This window comes from Scytonema hofmannii PCC 7110 (genome assembly GCF_000346485.2).
Classification (GTDB): domain Bacteria; phylum Cyanobacteriota; class Cyanobacteriia; order Cyanobacteriales; family Nostocaceae; genus Scytonema; species Scytonema hofmannii.
The window spans coordinates 7,124,151-7,142,799 of record NZ_KQ976354.1; the positions used below are offsets into that span (position 1 = coordinate 7,124,151).

Below are 18,649 nucleotides of genomic sequence, written 5' to 3' on the forward strand. Positions count from 1 at the left end.
GGTGCCCTCTTGTCTGTCAGAATCTGATGTTGACTCTGGTGTCTCTCAAAATCGGTTGAGTACGATCGCCTGTCTATCGGATTGGGTTGAGTACGATCGCCTGTCTATCGGATTGGGTATTGAGCACATCCCCACCACCGCGCAAGTCATATCAAGAATGCGTTTGCCAAGGTAGCCCGCCCGCACTTGATTCGAGTTTCGTAAATCCTGATTCTATATTCTCATTAGAGAATAGGGGGTCTGACCCCCCATTCGCCAGCTGTATCCTTAAAGAAGTCGGGGATCTTGCAGCACATCAAAAATAACGTGGTCAAGTACTAGTTACCAACCATATACTTTCGGATAAAGGCTATGTTGTTCTCTTATTCTTGGACGCGATATTCCTCTGTAATAAGGTGAATAGTATAATGGGCGATCGTTAACAATCACGGGATTAATCACCGTTGAGTTTCTAATTTGAGGATTAACTAAAACTGGGTTGACAATCGTGGAGTCAATAATCTTGTATCCCCCTTGTGGGTAGGGGTAATAACCTTGTGGATACGAATTATAGTTGTGTTTCAGTGGTAATCCTGTAGCGGGATTTACGGGTATAGGAGTAGAAATAGGGCTACCGTAAATATAATTACCGACAGTAGGTGCTTGAGGAACGACGTAAGTAGTACCGCCTTTAATATCTACCCAGTTAGCTGAAACAGGAACAGGTGTGACTGCTACTATTGCTGCGATCGATCCCAGCCCAAGTAAACTTTGTTGCCAGTACATAATTTTAAGTGTTTTTTCTTAAATAAGAATATTTAATTAAATATATCATTTTTAGTTCCTAATGGTAATAATACGTAGTTTGTTAGCATCTTAATGTCTAATAGTTCGCGCAGGCGGACTTTACCTGTATAGTAGCTCATTATATTCGCCAAAACTTTTCAAATATCCTCTTACATATTTTCAGCAAAGGGATAGGCAGAATCCTGCAATTTGTGTTTCTCAGCTTTGCAAGTGAATGTACACAAAATGATATTCCCACAGATATTTACTATTTCTATGATAACAGTCAAGGCAAAAGTCAGTAATGCTAATAAGCATTTTGATTGCAAGCACCCACGATCTATGGGGTTTACTTCATCCTTTAGTAAAGGTAGATTTCAATGCTAAAAGAAAAAGAGACTTTAGTCAGGCGTTATGAAATAATTCAGCATCTTTGTAGTGGGGGATTTACAGAAACATATTTAGCTGAAGATAAATTTTTACCTGATAAACCTCGCTGCGTAGTTAAACAACTCAGACTGCGATCGCTCGACCCCGATACCCTTAAAAAAGCTAGAGAGTTATTTGAAGCAGAAGCTCAAGTCTTGGATAAATTGGGAACTCATGACCAAATTCCACAACTCCTAGGTTACTTTGAAGAAAACCAAGAATTTTATCTTGTTGAAGAATATATCGATGGCGAGAATTTAGAAAAGGAACTAGCACAGGTAAAAAAACTGAGTGAAGAGAAAGTTTTAATTCTGTTACAAGAAGTATTGGAAGTTGTCAAATTTGTACATCAAGAAAATGTCATTCATCGCGAGATCAAACCTGCAAATATTATTCGTCGCAAAACTGATAACAAAATAGTGCTGACAGGTTTTGGTGCAGTTAAACAAGTTCAGACACAAATAGTGACTGCTGAGGGAGAAACGAGCTTTACCATACCTGTTGGAACTAAAGGTTATATGGCTAATGAAGTTTTAGGTGGTAAACCTCGTCGTAGCAGTGATATCTACGCTTTGGGAATAACAGCCATTCATGCGCTGACTGGAAAAGACCCAGGAAAGGACGATCCACCTGAATTAGAACAAGATCCTCGTACTAGAGAACTTATCTGGCGCAAGCACGCTAACGTCAACAACCGACTCGCTACAATTTTAGACAAAATGATTAAGTCACACTTTAGAGACCGCTACCAAGTGGTAGATGAAGTGTTAGAAGATTTGCAGAAGTTACAAAACTCTTGGGAAAATACAGTCAGTACGTTTACCTCGACGATCGCCACCAAAAAATTACCTTCTTTACGGCTACCAAAGTTTAAGTATGTCTTTGCTATTTTAGTCGCCATTGGTATAGTTTCTGCAATCCCCCAACTTTTACCATCTCTTCCTAAACTATCGGTTGTTCATTTATCAAGCAACACTGAAGCACTATTCCAAGAAGGAAAGAAACTTGCTACAGATGGTAAGTATGAAGAAGCTATTCGCGTATATGATAAAGCTCTAAAACACAATCCAAAGAACGCTCATGATATTTGGGAAGCAAGAGCGATCGCTTTATTCGGTTTAGAAAAATACGAAGATTCTTTAACATCTATTGTCATTTGTCAATAGTCATTTGTCATTGGTATGATTTGCGCTCCCCTGGATTTCTTACAAATATTTAAACGACTTACCCAAAATGTTAATGCCACTTAGATTTGAGATAAAATACCCCGTCAACGTAGTGTTATAATTCGCACTGTGTCTAAAACGCTTAAACTCTATAAAGGATAAAGGTTTTGGTAATAGCGCTAATATTGAAAGTATAAACAACTTACGACATCCAGCAACCAATGGCAACGCAAAAAGTCACGGTTGAACTTCCACAAGCCATTTTTCAACAATTGGCTCGTATTGCCTCAGCAACCCAACAGCCTTTGGAAGTCCTGGCTGCTCAAAGCATTGCCAGTAACTTACCCCCAACGCCTGACAATGCCCCAGTAGAAATTCAGGCAGAACTTTTGCAAATGCAAACGTGGGATAGTAAAGAATTGATAGCGATCGCCCAAAGTCAAACGACTCCAGAACAGCAACAACGTCATATAGAATTATTAGAGAAAAATCAAAATGGCGAACTTACCTATAGCGAACGTCGAGAACTTAGCGAGTTAAGGATAGCAGCTGACCGCTTGATGTTACAAAAAGCTTATGCTTGGTCAATTCTCCGTTGGCGAGGACACAGAGTCCCTGCTTTAAATGAATTACCCGAATAATCATGGCAATTCCTGACAAAATTCGTTCTGAAGTGTTAGCAAGGGCAGGCTTTAGGTGTGAGTATTGCAAAACTTATTCCCGCTTGATTGGTATGCCTTTGGTAATGGAGCATATCCTTCCTAAAGCTGCTGGAGGTAAAGATGAATCTGAAAATTTGGCAGCTTCCTGTTATCGGTGTAACGAATTTAAAGGTGCAAAAACCCATGCAATTGATCCACAAACAAGTCAATTAGTGCCGTTATTTAATCCAAGGCAACAATCTTGGCGAGAGCATTTTAATTGGGTAAATGGTGGAACTCATGTTGCTGGTCTAACACCTATAGGTCGCGCAACTGTAATTGCTTTGCGACTAAATAACGAGTACATAACAGAGGCGAGAGTATTGTGGATTGAGAGTAATTGGCATCCTCCTTCAAAGGAATTCTAGAGAGAGCTATTATCCAGTTGAATATTGCGTGAATTTTTGAGAAGAAATATATTGTTAGAAAAGCAATTGCTTTATACAAATTAAAAAGATATGAAGAAACCATTACAGCATTAGACCAAGTTACAGTATATAAACCAGATAATGCATTTGCCCGGTATGGTAAAGGATAAGCCCTCTCTAATTACAAAAATATCAGGAAGCAGTCGAAGCTTATAATAAAGCGCTGAAACTCAAGCCAGACTACACCTAAGCAAAAGAAGCAAGGCAAAGAATTGTAGCAAAACTCTAGTCAAAAGCATGAATCCATAGAACAGTAATAATGTTGGAACATTGGAGTGTATATGTTAGGACGAGTTTTACGTAGAACTTCTTTCCAGCGAAGTTGGTCTTGGCAGTTATTAACAAGTTCGGTTTTCCTTACAGGAACAGTTGCAGTTTGGGATTGTGCTCGTGCTCAGCTCGCAACCGATACCACTTTAGGGAATGAAAGTTCTATCGTGACTCCTAACGTCGTTATTAATGGTTTACCAAGCGATCGCATTGATGGTGGTGCAATTCGAGGTGTCAACCTTTTTCATAGCTTTAGTGAATTTAATGTTGGTGAAGGACGGGGTGTTTATTTTAGCCATCAACCTGGAACTGAGAACATTTTGAGTCAGATAACAGGAAATAACCCCTCCAACATTCTAGGGACGCTAGGTGTCACAGGAGGAAATGCTAACCTGTTTTTGATAAATCCGAATGGAATTATTTTTGGAACCAATGCTAGTTTGGATGTTAAGGGTTCGTTTGTAGCCACAACAGCTAACGGGATTCAGTTTGACAATCTGGGCTTTTTTAGTGCGACGAATCCAGAAGCACCTTCATTGTTGCTAACGATTAATCCAAGGGCTTTGTTTTTTAATCAGATTAATCAAAATGCAGTCATTCAAAATAATTCCATTGCACCAGCAGGTATAGATCCAGCAGGTTTTAATGCTCTAGGTTTAAGAGTACCAGATGGGAAAAGTTTGCTGCTAGTGGGTGGTAATGTCACCATGGATGGCGGGAAATTAAGTGCTTATGGTGGGAGAGTTGAGTTGGGGGGGTTAGCAGCACCTGGAAATATTACATTGAGTATAAATGGTGATAGTCAGAGCTTAAGATTTCCTGAGAATGTGACTCGTGCAGATGTATTGCTTAGCGATCGATCTGCAATAAATGTAGAAGGATCTGGCAGTGGTAATATTACAATCAATGCCCGAAATGTAGAGCTTTTGAAAGAAAGTGCCCTTTTCGCTGGTATTGGGGAAGGTTTGGGGACACCTGAAACTGTCGCTGGGGATATTACCCTCAATGCTACTGGAGAAATCAAAGTTGCTGGTAGGAGCAGGATTGCAAATTTTGTATTCTCAGGAGCAAAAGGTAATGGAGGTAATATTACCATTGATGCTGGTTCGTTGTCATTACCAGATAACGCTCAACTTACTGCCGTAACTTTCGGACAGGGAAATGCGGGGAATGTGACAGTGCGGGCAAAAGGTGCTGTTTCTCTTGTAGAGGGTGACATCCTCAGCACGGTGGAAGCAGGAGGTGTGGGTAAGAGTGGCAATATCGATATCAATGCTGCTTCACTATCACTAATTAATAGCGCTCAACTGCTAACTTTTACTCGTGAAGCTTCTGATACCCAACCAGCAGGACAGGGGGATGCAGGTAATGTCAATGTTAAAAGGTAAACTCAACGCCGAATCTGCATCCGGTAACGGTGGTAACATCAACCTCAACAGCAATTTACTTTTACTCCGTCGTAGTGCTCAAATCTCCACTACCGCAGGAACAGCCGAAAAAGGTGGCGATGGCGGTAATATCAATATCAACTCAAAATTTATCGTCGCTGTCCCTAACGAAAACAGTGACATCACAGCTAACGCTTTCACAGGTCGAGGTGGTAACATCAACATTCGCTCTCAGGGAATATTTGGTATGGAAGCACGTCCCAAAGCATCAGACATCACAAACGATATTACTGCTAGTTCCAATTTTGGCTCATCGGGTATTGTCGATGTCGTTTCCCCCGACAACAGTTCCATTCAAAACAACCTCGCTGAGTTGTCGCAAACTCCAATTGATACTAACGCTCTGATTGCCAATAGTTGCATTGTTCGCACTAACTCTCAAAAAGGTACATTTATCATCACTGGTTCTGATGGTTTGCCTAACCGTCCTGGGGATGTTTCAGTTTCAACCTATCCCACGGGTGATGTTCGTAACGTACAAGCTGAGAATATATCGCGTCCCTGGCAAAAAGGCGATCCAATTGTAGAACCATCTGGTGTTTTTCAACTGGCTTCAGGACAACTGGTATTAAGTCGCAAGTGTTCTCAATAAATTGGCAATCTGATACGACTGGAGGCAATTTCCATAGCTGACAAACGCTTCAAACAATATTTAGAAAATTTACACCAAAGGAACCAGCAATGAAATCTGATCAAGAAAAAAGAACGCAGTTTTCAGCAGAGGCTCAAAAACGCATAACTGCTCGGGCGCAGGAAATAAAGAACGAACTTCACATCCTTAAGACGAGATAACATTACGCTTGCTACAAAGCGCGAATATCATCCGTGCTCTTGGTGGTTCTATAGAGATCGCAATTCATCTTCCCGAGCGGGAGCCTGTGAAGTTAACTTTTCCTTTTTACACTACAATTGTAGTATATAGTTAAGAAAATTTCAGGAGAAAGAGATGGCGGGCGAAACCGAGCAAAGAGGAAGTTGCCTATGCGGGGCAGTTCGCATTGCAATAAAGACAATAAAGAACAGTGTGGATGCTTGCCACTGCAATATGTGCCGGAAATGGGGAGGTGGTCCTTTGCTCGCGATTGAGTGTGGGAGCGATGTGCAATTTGACGGCACTGACAGTATATCGATCTTCAGTTCTTCGGACTGGGCTGAGCGCGGCTTCTGTAGCAAGTGTGGAAGTCATCTGTTCTACCGTCTAAAAAAATCCGGGCAATACGCGATTCCTGTTGGACTGCTTGATGACAGTGAGCAATGGGTCTTTAATCAGCAGATTTTTATCGATGAGAAGCCGCCGTTCTATGCGTTCGTGAACGAAACTAAAAACCTGACCGGAACCGAAGTTTTTGCACAGTATTCCGAGCTTTTAGAATAAGGAGGTTACTGACAGTCCCGCGACTATCTGGTAGAGTATCATCACACTTCTTAAAAGTTTCTGTAATAGAGCAATGCATATCTCGATTCAGTTTGGTTCTGCAAAAAATAATTTTTTGTCCTTTTGACTACCGGAGTTGATGAAAATCTTCTTCGGTAATCTCCAATTGTTTGAGGATTTCGTGGAATAACCAACCACCGATTTCGGCATTGCCATGAGTTGGGATTGTCGTTGCTCGCCCATCAGGATGTTTCCAACGCGCATGACTACCTTTTTGTCGAGCCTTGACAAATCCCAATTTCCGTGCAACTTTCTCTATTTCTACGGCTTTAGCAGGCATTGGCTACGACTAACTCAACATCTTCAGGTAGCGATCGCCCAGTTTCTTGATATTCTTCCCGAATCATCTCAAAAACGTACACTAGCTCACTATGTGCCTCATCTTGGGTTTTTCCCCATGCATGACAGCCTGAAATTGCGGGAATGTATGCAACAAAGGTGCCATTGTCGTCAGGACGGATAACAGTTGTGTAGTCTTGCAAAGACTTCATAAATACTGATTTTAAGCATATTTCTTTGAACCCAATGCTAACATAAATTGCTAGTATTTTGGTCAAGCCAAGCAATTAAATTGGAATACATGAGAAAAATTTAGCAATTCTTCTCCCAAAGTTTCTATTTGTTCTTTGGTGAATACTCGAATTCACTCAATTATGGATGAATCTATCTCCCCAAAACGATGATTTAATCAACAACTAAGAAACTAGAAAGCTTCCTTATTTTCCTCCTGCAAAATATCTTGCTCGAATTCGCTCCGCCTGCGATCGCTGTGAAAAATAACAACATCATGCTCAAGAATAACAGACCCGATCTCACTGGGCGCAAAATATGCGCCACAATCTATAAATACAAAGAGTTCAAACACGAGAGGATCTGATGCAATCGGCGTTACGGATCGAAACCAAAGTTCTACCGGGCAATAAGATTGAAATTAACTTGCCTGCGGAACTATCTCAACCTCTGTCGGACAAACCATTGAGGTCACATTCTCAGGAAATCCCAACCTCAAATTATCCCCATCAAACAGAAGATTGATATTTCCAGCTTCCACCAACCCTCCCAGATCTACTCTTCCACCAAGAGCATTTAAGCTGACATTACCACCAATAAGCAGCAAACTCTTACCATCCGGAACGCGTAAACCAATTGTGTCAAAACCTGCTAAGTCTTTTCCTGCATCTGCAATTGAATTATTTTGAATCGATGCAGTTTGATTAATCTGATTAAAAAACAATGCCTTTGGATTAACAGTCAGCAACGACGAAGGGACTTCTGGATTGATAGCACTAAAAATGCCCAGATTTCCAAACTGAACCCCGTTTGCTGTTGTCGCCACAAACGAACCGCTCACATTTAAACTGGCTTTTTCTCCAAAAATAATTCCATTCGGATTGATCACAAATAAATTCAGTGGCGAATTGCCAAAAGTACCCAGGATTCCCAAAATTTCGGAGCGATTATTTCCTGTGACCCGCGCCAAAATATTCTGAATTTCTGTATTTGGACTCAAAAAATATGCCTCTCGCCCCGCACTGACATTAAATTCCTGAAAGCTGTGGAAAAGATTGTTACCCCTAACTGCTCCCCCGCTAATTGCATCTACAGCAAAACCGTTAGTATCAAGTGGTACAACCTGCGATCGCTCATCACCCAAAGTCTCATCGGGTACAATATTACTCTGAGCAACAGCGTGATTCAGAGAATATACCACCGTCTGCAACACAACTCCACTTAGGGTTGTTAGCACCCTCAAACGCCAATCATAAATATTTACCATCTTTTTGTCTGACTTGAGATAATTCAGATCCAACCGTGTCATCTGCTGGGATATGACCGAATAATTCGTAATTCATAATTAAAAATTTAGGAATTATGTTTTCATTTGGATGCACGCCTCATACATCCGCATTGTCTAATGATTTGAGATGAAAAAGCAATAATATTTGTGACTGTGAAATTTACTGTTATCTCAAGACCTTCAACTGCTACACCTAGCTAACTTTTTTTTTAAGTAACCATTCAGACAAGGGTTTATGAATAAATTAATTAATGAAACACGAGTGATTTTAATTGGCGGTTCCTCTCATGTAGGTAAATCAACTCTTGGGCAAGCAATGGCTGTGAAGCTTGGTTGGAGTTATCGTTCTACGGACAAAATCGCTCGGCATCCCGGACGTCCTTGGGTAGGTGCAAATGGTTTGGCGATTCCGGAGCACGTAGCAGAACATTATAGGGATTTGTCTGTCGATGCTCTTTTTTTAGACGTATTGTCGCATTATGAGAAAAATGTATTTCCACAAGTCGAGGCTATTGTTCGTTCTCATGCCACTGATTTATCAAAGGAATGCCTTATATTTGAGGGATCGGCGTTATGGCCAGGATTTGTAGCGAATTTAATTAACAAAAATGATGTTAAAGCAATTTGGCTTACAGCTAAAGACCAACTCTTCCAACAACGAATCAAGCGTGAAAGTAATTTTTGTAATGTTTGTAAGTATGAAAAACGCTTAATTCAAAAGTTTCTAGATCGTACCCTATTCTACAACAAACATATGAGGAAAGAAGTTGAGCGTCTTGGATTTATGTGTATTGATGTAGAATCTGTGTCAACAGTAGACGAACTTTCAAAGAAATGTATGGAATTGATAGAGGCTTTGTAAATAAGCGATCGCTACCGTTATTCATTTTGGGAATTTCTAAGAAATAAATTCTTCATCTTGTGGGACGGGCGTCCTCGCACGTTCTTTATCAGTGACGGGCAGTGAGAGTGCATACCAAAAAAATAGGTAAAGTTCCATCAGCGTTCATCTGCGTTCATCTGCGGTTCCTTAACTCTCAACCTTTAGGCCAACGCCCAATCCAGACACCACCTCGAAAGCGCCAACGGGGAAAAAATAAACGCATAACCACCCAAGTTTTTTACTCCGCATATCTTTAATCTCAAAATCATTCGCCACGTCCAACCGCCCAAACTGATTTAAAGGGAGTTGGTAACGCTCAATCATATCTTTCAACACGGGACTCGCACTAGGATTTGCTTCTAATCCCGTTGCATCAATAATAAAATCTGCGGCTGGAATATCAGTTGTAATTTTGTTGTCAGAGGCGTTACCCGCAATCGAGACTTTTAACTTACCTTGTTCGTTGCGCTCAACTCGATCCACTTGACCAAAATAAATCCGATACCATTGTTCCTGACTGTTAAGTCCTTGGTGAATAAGTCGTCGCCAGTCCCGTCGATCTGCTGTTGTTGTACCGCCCCAATCTTGTAAAAGTTGGTAACGTTCTGGTGGTTTCGCGGCTTCTAGTATTTTACGCATATCTCCACCCCATGCAGCTTTTGGCCAGTTAAAGGGTTGAAATTCCCAATGATTTTCTACAAAACGTTGGGCTGGACCAAATTTATTTCCTCGGGGATTTGGCGATCGCATCAAGTGAATAATAGAAACCTGGTGCTTCTTATTTTGTCCGCGTACTTCATTAAGTTGTTGAATAATGCGAGAAGCAACAATACCTCTACCCCGAACAATAACTATACCTCCTTGCTTCTTTAAATGCTGATAGATATGTTCGTGATTTTCATAAGCATTGACCACCGATTTTCGGTCATCATAAGTTTCTCGATATGTCAATAAATCTGGTAGAAATTGTACTGAGGGATAACCAACAGATAAATGAACATATTTAGCAACCAAAACTTTATACTCATGTTCTCTTATACCAGGAGGAGAATAAACAATCACATAGCGTCTATCATCCGTTTTGCGGATAACTTTAATGTCCCCTGCACTCCACATATGTCGCCAACCAATGCGCTTAGCTTCCCTATCTATGGATTCATAAACATTACCTGCGATAGGAGTTTAAGTATCTGTACCTAGTAAAGGTTCAGCAAATACTTGCCACAGACATTTACCAGTATTGCGGAGATTACCAACAAAAAGACTTCTCCAAGCTTCTCTCAAAGCATACCCCGGCCAACCCCAAATGTTATCCGGACAGGAATCAGAATTAGAACGAATCCGTTCGTACTTCTCTGGTATTTGAGAATTAAGACACAGCAGACGATAGCGGTGGAGGTGGAGCGCTGTAGTTGATGAAGTAGTCCTAGCCCAGTTGCTCGTAAAGTTCATCAACCAACTTTTGTAAATCCACAATAGGAGCGGCGTCTTCAGCTCGCACGGGAAGTTCAAACGAAGGGATGCGATCGCCAAGGTCGAACGGGTACAAGTCGGCTGTGGGTCGCGTCTCTGAGCGACTGACTAAAATGCGATAATGACTGATGGTGTTACTTAGGAAAGGTAAAGGTTCTCCATCTCGAAGCAAGTCAACTTCCACCAGATGAGTCAAGCTGTCCAACACTAGCTGTCGTTTAGATTCATACTTCTGTCATCCGTCTCCTCTTTTGTTAGCAGGGGAGAGAATTTCAATAGCTGTCACTACCTCTTTTGTCGTCGCATCTTTCACCTCAATATAAGATTGTCGGACTTCTTGAAGTAGCGGAACGGTAACTTTGACTGGTAAAGCTTGTGGTTCTGTCATAGTAACAGTCGTCGTGACTTGTTCCCGTCTTCGGTTCTGCTGAACTGTCAAGTCTGGTCTACCAATAGCGATTGCCATGTCACCGCTCACTTTGTATACCCATTTGTCCGTTACCACTCGATATTTTGGTAACAATTTGGGAATCAAGTCCTTAGCTAGCGCCGCTATCAAGTGGTTGTGGAAATCTGACCAGTAATCTGATTGTTCGAGATAAGGATTCATCCCAGGAAATGGGTTAGGCATATTTCAACTCACTGGTTAGGTGGTCGCTGGTCACTGGTCACTATTTAAAATGCTAGCAAAACCTCCATTGATATAGCCAATGGCTTAAGAGCATCCCAGTCAGTGAAAAAAATATGACTACCAATAGTCTCCACTGTTGGCAAAATAGAGAGAGTGCCGATTTTTTGTATGCAAAGTGAGTTCTGAAAGTTTAGAAATAGCTAAAACCAGGTATCAAGCTGGGAGAATTGCTTTTGAGAAAGGGCAATATCGGGAAGCCGTCGAACAACTCTCAAAAGCAAGCGACCTCCTAGCCCCTAATTCTCGTCTTGCTGGGGAGGTGAAACTTTGGCTTGTCACGGCTTATGAAGCGGCTGGACGATCCGAAGAAGCACTTGACCTTTGCGAACAACTCAAGCGCCATCCTCATCTTGAAACCAGCAAGCAAGCGAAAGAATTGCACTACATTCTCAAAGCACCCAGGTTACAACGTCCAAAAGAATGGATGACTGAAATTCCAGACTTGGGAGCAATAGCCGATAATGAAACCAACACTCGTTTCACTGTCAAGCCTAGTTCTTCCCCAAAGCAGATGCGACCCGAACCAGAATTCGTCGATCTCAGTCAGGTAAATACTAAAGATAATCGATTTATCTGGGTGGCGTTAGTTGCGATCGGTTTAACCTTAGGTGGGTTGCTCTGGATGGGTTTGTCAGGTTAACTCGCTCTGTTGTTGAACCTCCAGCTATCGTAGAATGAAGATTCTAGTGGCATATATGCCCGCTTCACAGCTAAGGAGCTATGTACTTACCATCAATCTCTAATGTTTGCTCGAGATTTAACTGTAGAAAAGTAAAAGATTTTAAAGTGGTCTTGTAGCCTTACAATTAAGTAAGGCGCATTTGTAAGGCTTATTGCTATGTCCATTGCAACAGTCACAATTAAAGGACAAGTTACTATTCCCAAGGAAATCCGAGATTATCTGAAACTAGAAACTGGCAGCAAAATTGAATTTATAGTGGATGAAAATGGTGATGTCAAGCTCGTGGCGCTGAATGTCCCGATTGAAGCGTTGTCTGGATTTTTGCATCGTCCTAATATGACGACTGCAACAATAGAGGACATGGAAGCAGCGATAAGCTGAGTACAGCTTGCGCTTCGCGATAAGCCGGGTACGGCTTGCGCTAAGAGCGATCGCAGAGGGTGCTCGTGATTGGACTTGATACAAATGTTCTGGTTCGATATCTTACCAAAGATGACGTTAACCAATGGGAACAAGCGTCTCAAATCGTTCAGGAAAATCAACCTTGTTTTATTAGCAATGTTGTCTTAAGCGAAGTCGTGTGGGTTTTAAGAGGACGACCTTATCAATTTGGAAAAGATGAAATCATTGCCACCTTAGAGATGATATTGCAAAGCTCGGGCTTTGAATTTGAAAACCGTTCCATAGTTTATCAAGCACTACAACGTACTAAGCAGGGACGATCTGATTTTTCGGACTATTTAATTGGAGCGATCGCTCAACAGGTTAGCTGTACTGAAACGGTAACTTTTGATCGAAAATTGCGAGGAGATAAAGGATTTCGTTGCCTTTAAATCACAAACAGCAAAGTGAATGTTCCACGCATCCTAACGGATAGCAAATTGAAAAAAGACTTATTGATTTTTGGAGATATTTATAGCATGAAATGGTCTATATTTCAAAATTATAACCGCATATCTACGCATATACACGCAGAAAAACCAGAAAATCATCAGCGTTCGTCAGCGTTCATCAGCGGTTCAAAAACAATAATTGTATGGACTGTACTGTTGATATCTCTACTTCTCTCAGGATGTGTGAAATACGATCTAGGTGTTAACTTTAACAATTCCAATCATGGCGAACTGGTGCAGCATATAAAACTAGAAGAACGGCTGCTAAGTTTCAGTGGCGACTCTGTCTATGAATGGTTAAATAGCATAGAACGCCGCGCCCGCAAATTAGAAGGCAAAATACGGCGACTTTCCAAAGAAGAAATTTTTGTATCCATACCTTTCAGTAATGGTCAAGAATTACAAACAAAGTTCAACGAATTTTTCCAACCGAATGGCTCTCAAAAATCTGAACCAGTAACCAATGAATCTAACGCGGAACTGCCAAAAATTGAATCAAATATACTCTTGTTTCAAAACAATTTTTTACTCTTAGTTAGAAATCGGTTGATATATGATTTGGATTTGCGATCGCTAGGTCTAATTTCCAGCAAAGGTTCTGTCCTGTCTAATCCTGCTTCCATTCTCGACTTAGAATTTGGCTTAAATACTCCTTGGGGTGCAAAAACTGTGGAGAAAACTGAGAATGCGATCGTGCCAGAAAAGAATGGCAATCAACTTGTGTGGAGACTTAACCCCGGAGAATTAAATCATATAGAAGTTGTGTTTTGGCTTCCCAGCCCTCTTGGAATTGGTACATTGTTCATTATTTTATTTGTAGTGGGAGGGCTGTACCTAAGATACAGTTTTATGCCTGACCCTAGAGTTCAGTTTGCTTCAAAAGGCTAATGGCTAATACCATTTTGGATTTTAGATTTTAGATTTTGGATTGACTTGATTGCAGCCAAATATCTGTCGCATTGTTTTTTCAAATTGGTATAACTTGAATTATTGTGTGGGGAAGGAGGGGACGCCCTCCCTGTTTTCCTTAAGGCGATAACCGTTCAATCTTCCAACTGCCATCATTTATACGGGTATAGCGCAGGCGATCGTGCAGCCGATTGGGACGTCCCTGCCAAAATTCAATTTCTACGGGGATCACTCGCAAGCCACCCCAATGTTGGGGACGAGGAACATCTTGATTTTGATATTTGGCTTGAAGTTCCTGTATTCGCTGTTCGAGGACTGCTCGACTTTCTATCGCTTCACTTTGATTGGAAGCCCATGCACCCAAGCGACTGTTGAGAGGACGGCTATAAAAATATTCATCTGACTCCGCATCGGAAATTTTTTCCACACGTCCAGAGATGCGGATTTGGCGTTCTAGTTCTGCCCACCAAAAAACAAGAGATGCTTGGGGATTTTCTGCTAGTTCCTGCCCTTTTTGGCTATTGTAGTTTGTAAAGAACACAAAACCTCTTTCATCAAAACCTTTAAGCAGTACCATTCTTGCAGATGGCTTACCCTCTCGTGTCGTAGTTGCAAGCGTCACGGCATTTGGTTCCACAAGTTGGGCGGCTATAGTCTGGTCGAACCATCGTTTAAACTGTATAAAAGGATTGGGGTCAACATCAGTTTCGCTTAAACCTTGCAAGGTATAATCTTTGCGAAGGTCAGCAATATTTTTATCCATTTTCATCTTCCTGTATTAAAAAGTCCGGAGTTGGGGCTAACAGTGACCAGTGACCAGTGACCAGTGACCAGTGACCAGTTAACCAAAGTTAAAATAAGATGCGCCGTTCAGCCTCACTTCAACGTCTTTTAATATATGGTCTGAGTGGTCCAATTATCGCTCTCAATTTCTGGTTGCTGTATTTGATTTTTCGTTTATTCCAGCACCCCATCACTATTGTGAGCATTGCAGCAATTTTGGCTTTTTTACTGAACTACGCGGTTAAGTTCTTTGAGCGTGTTGCTCTTAGCCGCTCTCTATCGGTGACGATTGTATTACTGCTGACACTCACACTTTTGATTGTTTTGGGCGTTACACTCGTGCCAATAGTGATTGACCAAACAATTCAACTTTTAGATAAGATTCCAAATTGGTTGGCAACCAGTCAAGCCAATCTAGAGTATTTTGAAGCCATAGCCAAAAAGCGACGTTTACCTTTAGATCTCACAGTTGTCAGCAATCAAATCAATGCCAACATTCAAAGTATGGTACAGCAGATCGCTTCTACTGCTGTCGGATTTGCTGGAACAGTCCTTTCAGGGTTACTGGATGTGATATTGGTCGTTGTCTTGGCATTCTATATGCTTTTGTATGGCGATCGCGTTTGGTTTGGGTTATTTAACCTTTTACCAGTTTATATTCGAGTCCCATTGAGAACGTCCTTACAGCGTAACTTTCACTACTTTTTCCTCAGCCAACTTTTACTGGCGGTGTTTATGGTAGTCATTATGACTCCAATTTTCCTCGTTCTCAAGGTTCCTTTTGCGCTGTTATTCGCTATAGTTATTGGCATATCGCAACTTATACCTTTTATTGGAGCAACATTGGGGATTGGGTTGGTCACATTTTTGGTGTTGTTACAAAGTTGGTGGTTAGCTGTGCAGGTGGCTGTAGCTGCAATCTTTGTACAGCAAATCAAAGATAATTTACTCAGTCCCAAGCTACTTGGCGATTTCATCGGAGTTAATCCTATATGGATTTTTGTAGCTATTTTAATGGGTTTTGAGATCGCTGGTTTGTTAGGGACACTTGTTGCAGTTCCCATTGCCGGAACGATCAAAGGAACTTTCGATGCCATTATGAATAGTAAATCAGTGACCAGTGACCAGTGACCAGTAATCAGTGACCAGTGACCAGTGACCAGTGACCAGTGGTTATTTTTGAGACTAGCAGTGTGTATAAAAATATCATGGTATACTGGATTCCAAAAACGAAATATTCTGATACGTTTTACTCTCTATGTACAGCGCTAACGATTTTGAAATCGTTTAGATGGTAATTTACACGGTAACTAAACTACCAAAATGTCATATGTAATAAGTTTCACCGGAAGCATCAAGCGATCGCAAGGGTAAAATTTGTTATTAGTTAGTAGGGGCGCAATGCAAAAGCGCCCGTACAGTAGTTAGTAGTTCTAACCACTAACCCCTACTCCCCACTCCCCACTCCCTACTCCCCAACTATTTAATGGACGCTGCTGAGCTATTAGAAACAATTACGTTGCTCATTTACCAGGCTGAACAAGGGGAAATTGACCCTTGGGATGTCAAGGTGATTGAAGTTATCGATAGTTACTTAGAGCTCATGGCACCGGAAACTGCAACAAGAGGGTATGAAACCGATTTATCACAATCGGGACAGGCTTTTTTGTCGGCATCAAAACTGGTATTATTTAAGGCAAACACTTTGATGCAGTTGCAAGCAGCTGCAGAGGAACAAGAAGCTACTGAAGAAGCTCTATTGGAAAGTGAAGATGGAGTCACTTCTCGCCATCAGCGCTTGCCATTAGAACGTCATCTGCGCCGTCGCCTGCAAGCTATGCCCCCACCGAAGCGCCGCGTGACTTTGCAAGAACTTATAGAACAGCTGCAAGTCATGGCAAAACAGTTGCAGCTAGTAGAAAAAGCAAGTAAGCCTGCTCGTACTCGACGCCAACCGAGCCTTCAGTCTATGAAGGCTGCTTTAGAATTGGCTCACCAAGAAAATCTGACAGAAGTGGCTTCAGAACTCGAGCAGGTTTTACGCCTTATGACTCCAGAATTAAATTTGGAGAAAAATTGGTTAAATCTAGAACAACTGGTGGAATTATGGACTCAAGCAAAGCAACAGCAACACAAGAGTACAAGAGAGCATTCGCACGAAAACCATATAATTAGCGTTTTTTGGGCATTACTATTGCTTTGTGCTCAGTCTAAAGTGGAACTTGTTCAAGAAGAATTTTACCAAGACCTAAAAATCAGGTTACTCACTGATTCGCCAAGCACTATGGATATACCCTTAAATTAAGGATATACAACATTGTCATATGGGCGTTCGCTATGATGACTTCAGCAAACCTTAAAATCTAATTAAATTGGAAAAATGACCAATACAAATTATAAAGGATGAAGGATAAGGTATGAAAGATGAAAAAAGTATAAAGTATCGAGGTTATTAGCTGAGGTATAAAATTTTCATACTTGGCAACTCGGATTTTATGCTTTTTTTATACTTGATACCTTACACTTCATATTTGGTTCTTATGCCTATCATTGCGCTGATGTGCAATAGCTGCATTCAGTGGTTTTAGGGATGACGAAAAAGCGGAAATACACTGATGATAAAGTATCAATTGATAACAGTAAACTGGCTTGTGTTGAGGAATAAAGATATATGAAGGCGATGATTCTTGCGGCAGGTAAAGGTACTCGCGTCCGGCCGATTACCTACACGATGCCCAAACCGATGATGCCCATCATGCAAAAGCCAGTAATGGAATTTTTACTGGAACTTTTACGTCAGCATGGGTTTGACCAGATTATGGTCAACGTTAGCCATTTAGCAGACGAAATCGAAAATTATTTCCGTGATGGTCAACGGTTTGGCGTACAAATTGCCTATTCTTTTGAAGGTCGCATTGTTGACGGTACCCTTGTAGGGGAAGCTGTGGGATCTGCTGGAGGAATGCGGAAAATTCAGGATTTCTACCCATTTTTCGACGATACCTTTGTGGTGTTGTGCGGTGATGCTCTGATTGACCTAGACTTAACAGCAGCAGTGAAGTGGCACAGAGAAAAGGGGGCGATCGCCACCATCATTATGAAATCTGTTCCACTAGAAGAAGTTTCTAGCTATGGTGTCGTGGTTACAGATGAAGATGGTCGAGTCAAGGCTTTCCAAGAAAAACCCAAGGTAGAAGAAGCTCTTAGCACGAATATTAACACGGGGATCTACATTTTTGAGCCGGAGATCTTCAATTATATTCCCTCTGGAGTAGAGTATGACATTGGTGGTCAGCTATTCCCAAAATTGGTTGAAGTTGGTGCTCCTTTCTACGCTATTCCAATGGACTTTGAATGGGTAGATATTGGTAAAGTCCCAGATTACTGGCGAGCAGTTCGCGGTGTGCTGTCGGGAGAAATCAAAAATGTCCAAATCCCAGGGCATCAAGTCGCTCCTGGAATTTACACTGGCATGAATGTTGCTGTCAACTGGGACAAAGTGGATATCACAGGTCCAGTCTACATTGGCGGTATGACCCGAATTGAAGATGGTGCAAAAATTGTTGGCCCTACAATGATCGGTCCCAATTGCTGGGTGTGCAGTGGCGCAACAGTTGAAAATAGCGTCATCTTTGACTGGTCTCGATTGGGACCGGGAGTCAGACTGGTTGATAAATTGGTATATGGTCGTTATTGTGTGGACAAGACTGGAGCGACGATAGACGTGCAAGCAGCAGCTTTAGATTGGCTGATTACTGATGCTCGTCAAGAACCACCATCCCATACTCCAGTCGAACGACAAGCGATCGCTGAATTGTTAGGAACAAATGCTCCTGTAACGTAATTTGTTAGTGGTTAGTGGTTAGTGGTTAGTAGTTTACATACAACTAACAAC

General features: G+C 41.5%; 22 protein-coding genes and 2 pseudogenes. 15 read left to right on the forward strand and 9 right to left on the reverse strand.

Annotation, left to right across the window (positions count from 1 at the left end; translation table 11 throughout):
* Positions 1–321: 321 nt before the first annotated feature.
* The gene (locus WA1_RS29740) at positions 322–765 is read right to left on the reverse strand and encodes a hypothetical protein (protein WP_017740682.1); all 444 of its coding nucleotides are present in this window, start codon (positions 763–765) and stop codon (positions 322–324) included.
* A 380-nt stretch (positions 766–1,145) separates the two neighbouring features.
* Here WA1_RS29740 and WA1_RS29745 point away from each other — a divergent pair, with 380 nt between their 5' ends.
* The 7 genes and pseudogenes from WA1_RS29745 (at position 1,146) to WA1_RS29770 (ending at position 6,582) form a co-directional block, all read left to right on the forward strand.
* Positions 1,146–2,360 carry a protein kinase domain-containing protein gene (locus WA1_RS29745; RefSeq protein ID WP_017740681.1) on the forward strand — a complete coding sequence of 405 codons (1,215 nt, stop codon included), beginning with the start codon at positions 1,146–1,148 and terminating at the stop codon, positions 2,358–2,360.
* A gap of 221 nt (positions 2,361–2,581) precedes the next feature.
* Entirely contained in the window at positions 2,582–3,001 is a 420-nt protein-coding gene (locus WA1_RS29750; RefSeq protein WP_017740680.1) for a hypothetical protein, read from the forward strand.
* A 2-nt stretch (positions 3,002–3,003) separates the two neighbouring features.
* A complete protein-coding gene (locus tag WA1_RS29755) occupies positions 3,004–3,429 on the forward strand; it encodes an HNH endonuclease (protein ID WP_017740679.1) in 426 nt (141 codons plus the stop codon).
* 184 nt (positions 3,430–3,613) lie between these two features.
* A pseudogene (locus tag WA1_RS61855) lies at positions 3,614–3,679 on the forward strand (tetratricopeptide repeat protein); the annotation flags it as partial.
* Between the two features lie 91 nt (positions 3,680–3,770).
* Complete coding sequence (locus WA1_RS29760) at positions 3,771–5,147, forward strand: filamentous hemagglutinin N-terminal domain-containing protein (protein ID WP_026134384.1); 1,377 nt, start codon at positions 3,771–3,773, stop codon at positions 5,145–5,147.
* Positions 5,128–5,799, forward strand: a complete 672-nt coding sequence (locus tag WA1_RS61380; RefSeq protein WP_336389814.1) for a hypothetical protein — start codon at positions 5,128–5,130, stop codon at positions 5,797–5,799. The genes WA1_RS29760 and WA1_RS61380 overlap by 20 nt, the downstream gene beginning before the upstream one ends.
* 354 nt (positions 5,800–6,153) lie before the next feature.
* Entirely contained in the window at positions 6,154–6,582 is a 429-nt protein-coding gene (locus tag WA1_RS29770) for a GFA family protein (protein WP_017740677.1), read from the forward strand.
* A gap of 127 nt (positions 6,583–6,709) precedes the next feature.
* On the opposite strand, the gene WA1_RS29775 is transcribed toward WA1_RS29770, so the two are convergent.
* The 4 genes from WA1_RS29775 to WA1_RS55580 form a co-directional block, all read right to left on the reverse strand.
* Positions 6,710–6,922, reverse strand: coding sequence for a type II toxin-antitoxin system HicA family toxin (locus WA1_RS29775; RefSeq protein WP_017740676.1), 213 nt, complete (start codon positions 6,920–6,922; stop codon positions 6,710–6,712).
* Positions 6,912–7,133 carry a type II toxin-antitoxin system HicB family antitoxin gene (locus tag WA1_RS29780; protein ID WP_017740675.1) on the reverse strand — a complete coding sequence of 74 codons (222 nt, stop codon included), beginning with the start codon at positions 7,131–7,133 and terminating at the stop codon, positions 6,912–6,914. The genes WA1_RS29775 and WA1_RS29780 overlap by 11 nt, the downstream gene beginning before the upstream one ends.
* Before the next feature lie 212 nt (positions 7,134–7,345).
* Entirely contained in the window at positions 7,346–7,507 is a 162-nt protein-coding gene (locus WA1_RS57385; RefSeq protein ID WP_017740674.1) for a hypothetical protein, read from the reverse strand.
* Between the two features lie 66 nt (positions 7,508–7,573).
* Complete coding sequence (locus tag WA1_RS55580) at positions 7,574–8,419, reverse strand: two-partner secretion domain-containing protein (protein ID WP_148662793.1); 846 nt, start codon at positions 8,417–8,419, stop codon at positions 7,574–7,576.
* A 256-nt stretch (positions 8,420–8,675) separates the two neighbouring features.
* On the opposite strand from WA1_RS55580, the gene WA1_RS29790 reads away from it, so the two are divergent.
* Positions 8,676–9,302 (forward strand): nucleoside/nucleotide kinase family protein, encoded by a 627-nt coding sequence (locus WA1_RS29790; protein ID WP_017740672.1) that lies wholly within the window; start codon positions 8,676–8,678, stop codon positions 9,300–9,302.
* A 168-nt stretch (positions 9,303–9,470) separates the two neighbouring features.
* On the opposite strand, the gene WA1_RS29795 is transcribed toward WA1_RS29790, so the two are convergent.
* From WA1_RS29795 to WA1_RS29800, 3 genes and pseudogenes are all read right to left on the reverse strand, one after another.
* Complete coding sequence (locus tag WA1_RS29795; RefSeq protein WP_017740671.1) at positions 9,471–10,439, reverse strand: hypothetical protein; 969 nt, start codon at positions 10,437–10,439, stop codon at positions 9,471–9,473.
* A 66-nt stretch (positions 10,440–10,505) separates the two neighbouring features.
* Complete coding sequence (locus WA1_RS58830) at positions 10,506–10,775, reverse strand: hypothetical protein (RefSeq protein ID WP_081402965.1); 270 nt, start codon at positions 10,773–10,775, stop codon at positions 10,506–10,508.
* A pseudogene (locus WA1_RS29800) lies at positions 10,750–11,427 on the reverse strand (DUF4058 family protein). The gene WA1_RS58830 and the pseudogene WA1_RS29800 overlap by 26 nt, the downstream one beginning before the upstream one ends.
* 175 nt (positions 11,428–11,602) lie before the next feature.
* Between WA1_RS29800 and WA1_RS29805 the strand changes: the two are divergent.
* From WA1_RS29805 to WA1_RS29820, 4 genes are all read left to right on the forward strand, one after another.
* Complete coding sequence (locus WA1_RS29805; RefSeq protein ID WP_017740668.1) at positions 11,603–12,127, forward strand: outer membrane protein assembly factor BamD; 525 nt, start codon at positions 11,603–11,605, stop codon at positions 12,125–12,127.
* Between the two features lie 198 nt (positions 12,128–12,325).
* Positions 12,326–12,550: an AbrB/MazE/SpoVT family DNA-binding domain-containing protein gene (locus WA1_RS29810; RefSeq protein ID WP_017740667.1), complete on the forward strand. Its 225-nt coding sequence runs from the start codon at positions 12,326–12,328 to the stop codon at positions 12,548–12,550.
* Positions 12,551–12,615: 65 nt separating this feature from the next.
* Entirely contained in the window at positions 12,616–13,002 is a 387-nt protein-coding gene (locus WA1_RS29815; RefSeq protein WP_017740666.1) for a PIN domain-containing protein, read from the forward strand.
* 15 nt (positions 13,003–13,017) lie between these two features.
* Positions 13,018–13,950, forward strand: coding sequence for a DUF3153 domain-containing protein (locus WA1_RS29820; protein ID WP_017740665.1), 933 nt, complete (start codon positions 13,018–13,020; stop codon positions 13,948–13,950).
* A 139-nt stretch (positions 13,951–14,089) separates the two neighbouring features.
* On the opposite strand, the gene pdxH is transcribed toward WA1_RS29820, so the two are convergent.
* Entirely contained in the window at positions 14,090–14,734 is a 645-nt protein-coding gene (gene pdxH / locus WA1_RS29825) for a pyridoxamine 5'-phosphate oxidase (protein WP_017740664.1), read from the reverse strand.
* A gap of 98 nt (positions 14,735–14,832) precedes the next feature.
* On the opposite strand from pdxH, the gene WA1_RS29830 reads away from it, so the two are divergent.
* From WA1_RS29830 to WA1_RS29840, 3 genes are all read left to right on the forward strand, one after another.
* Positions 14,833–15,885 (forward strand): AI-2E family transporter, encoded by a 1,053-nt coding sequence (locus WA1_RS29830; RefSeq protein ID WP_017740663.1) that lies wholly within the window; start codon positions 14,833–14,835, stop codon positions 15,883–15,885.
* Positions 15,886–16,240: 355 nt separating this feature from the next.
* The gene (locus WA1_RS29835) at positions 16,241–17,059 is read left to right on the forward strand and encodes a segregation/condensation protein A (RefSeq protein WP_017740662.1); all 819 of its coding nucleotides are present in this window, start codon (positions 16,241–16,243) and stop codon (positions 17,057–17,059) included.
* Between the two features lie 366 nt (positions 17,060–17,425).
* The gene (locus tag WA1_RS29840; protein ID WP_017740661.1) at positions 17,426–18,598 is read left to right on the forward strand and encodes a nucleotidyltransferase family protein; all 1,173 of its coding nucleotides are present in this window, start codon (positions 17,426–17,428) and stop codon (positions 18,596–18,598) included.
* The last annotated feature ends 51 nt before the right edge of the window (positions 18,599–18,649 follow it).

What these genes read in the sequence shown, in the direction of transcription:
- WA1_RS55580 (WP_148662793.1), bottom strand. Translation starts at nt 8,419, where the DNA reads ATGGTAAATATTTATGATTGGCGTTTGAGGGTGCTAACAACCCTAAGT.
- WA1_RS29790 (WP_017740672.1), top strand. Translation starts at nt 8,676, where the DNA reads ATGAATAAATTAATTAATGAAACACGAGTGATTTTAATTGGCGGTTCC.
- WA1_RS29795 (WP_017740671.1), bottom strand. Translation starts at nt 10,439, where the DNA reads ATGTGGAGTGCAGGGGACATTAAAGTTATCCGCAAAACGGATGATAGA.
- WA1_RS58830 (WP_081402965.1), bottom strand. Translation starts at nt 10,775, where the DNA reads ATGAACTTTACGAGCAACTGGGCTAGGACTACTTCATCAACTACAGCG.
- WA1_RS61380 (WP_336389814.1), top strand. Translation starts at nt 5,128, where the DNA reads ATGTCAATGTTAAAAGGTAAACTCAACGCCGAATCTGCATCCGGTAAC.
- WA1_RS29740 (WP_017740682.1), bottom strand. Translation starts at nt 765, where the DNA reads ATGTACTGGCAACAAAGTTTACTTGGGCTGGGATCGATCGCAGCAATA.
- WA1_RS29810 (WP_017740667.1), top strand. Translation starts at nt 12,326, where the DNA reads ATGTCCATTGCAACAGTCACAATTAAAGGACAAGTTACTATTCCCAAG.
- pdxH (WP_017740664.1), bottom strand. Translation starts at nt 14,734, where the DNA reads ATGGATAAAAATATTGCTGACCTTCGCAAAGATTATACCTTGCAAGGT.
- WA1_RS29770 (WP_017740677.1), top strand. Translation starts at nt 6,154, where the DNA reads ATGGCGGGCGAAACCGAGCAAAGAGGAAGTTGCCTATGCGGGGCAGTT.
- WA1_RS29835 (WP_017740662.1), top strand. Translation starts at nt 16,241, where the DNA reads ATGGACGCTGCTGAGCTATTAGAAACAATTACGTTGCTCATTTACCAG.
- WA1_RS29830 (WP_017740663.1), top strand. Translation starts at nt 14,833, where the DNA reads ATGCGCCGTTCAGCCTCACTTCAACGTCTTTTAATATATGGTCTGAGT.
- WA1_RS29760 (WP_026134384.1), top strand. Translation starts at nt 3,771, where the DNA reads ATGTTAGGACGAGTTTTACGTAGAACTTCTTTCCAGCGAAGTTGGTCT.
- WA1_RS29745 (WP_017740681.1), top strand. Translation starts at nt 1,146, where the DNA reads ATGCTAAAAGAAAAAGAGACTTTAGTCAGGCGTTATGAAATAATTCAG.
- WA1_RS29755 (WP_017740679.1), top strand. Translation starts at nt 3,004, where the DNA reads ATGGCAATTCCTGACAAAATTCGTTCTGAAGTGTTAGCAAGGGCAGGC.
- WA1_RS29775 (WP_017740676.1), bottom strand. Translation starts at nt 6,922, where the DNA reads ATGCCTGCTAAAGCCGTAGAAATAGAGAAAGTTGCACGGAAATTGGGA.
- WA1_RS29840 (WP_017740661.1), top strand. Translation starts at nt 17,426, where the DNA reads ATGAAGGCGATGATTCTTGCGGCAGGTAAAGGTACTCGCGTCCGGCCG.
- WA1_RS29750 (WP_017740680.1), top strand. Translation starts at nt 2,582, where the DNA reads ATGGCAACGCAAAAAGTCACGGTTGAACTTCCACAAGCCATTTTTCAA.
- WA1_RS29780 (WP_017740675.1), bottom strand. Translation starts at nt 7,133, where the DNA reads ATGAAGTCTTTGCAAGACTACACAACTGTTATCCGTCCTGACGACAAT.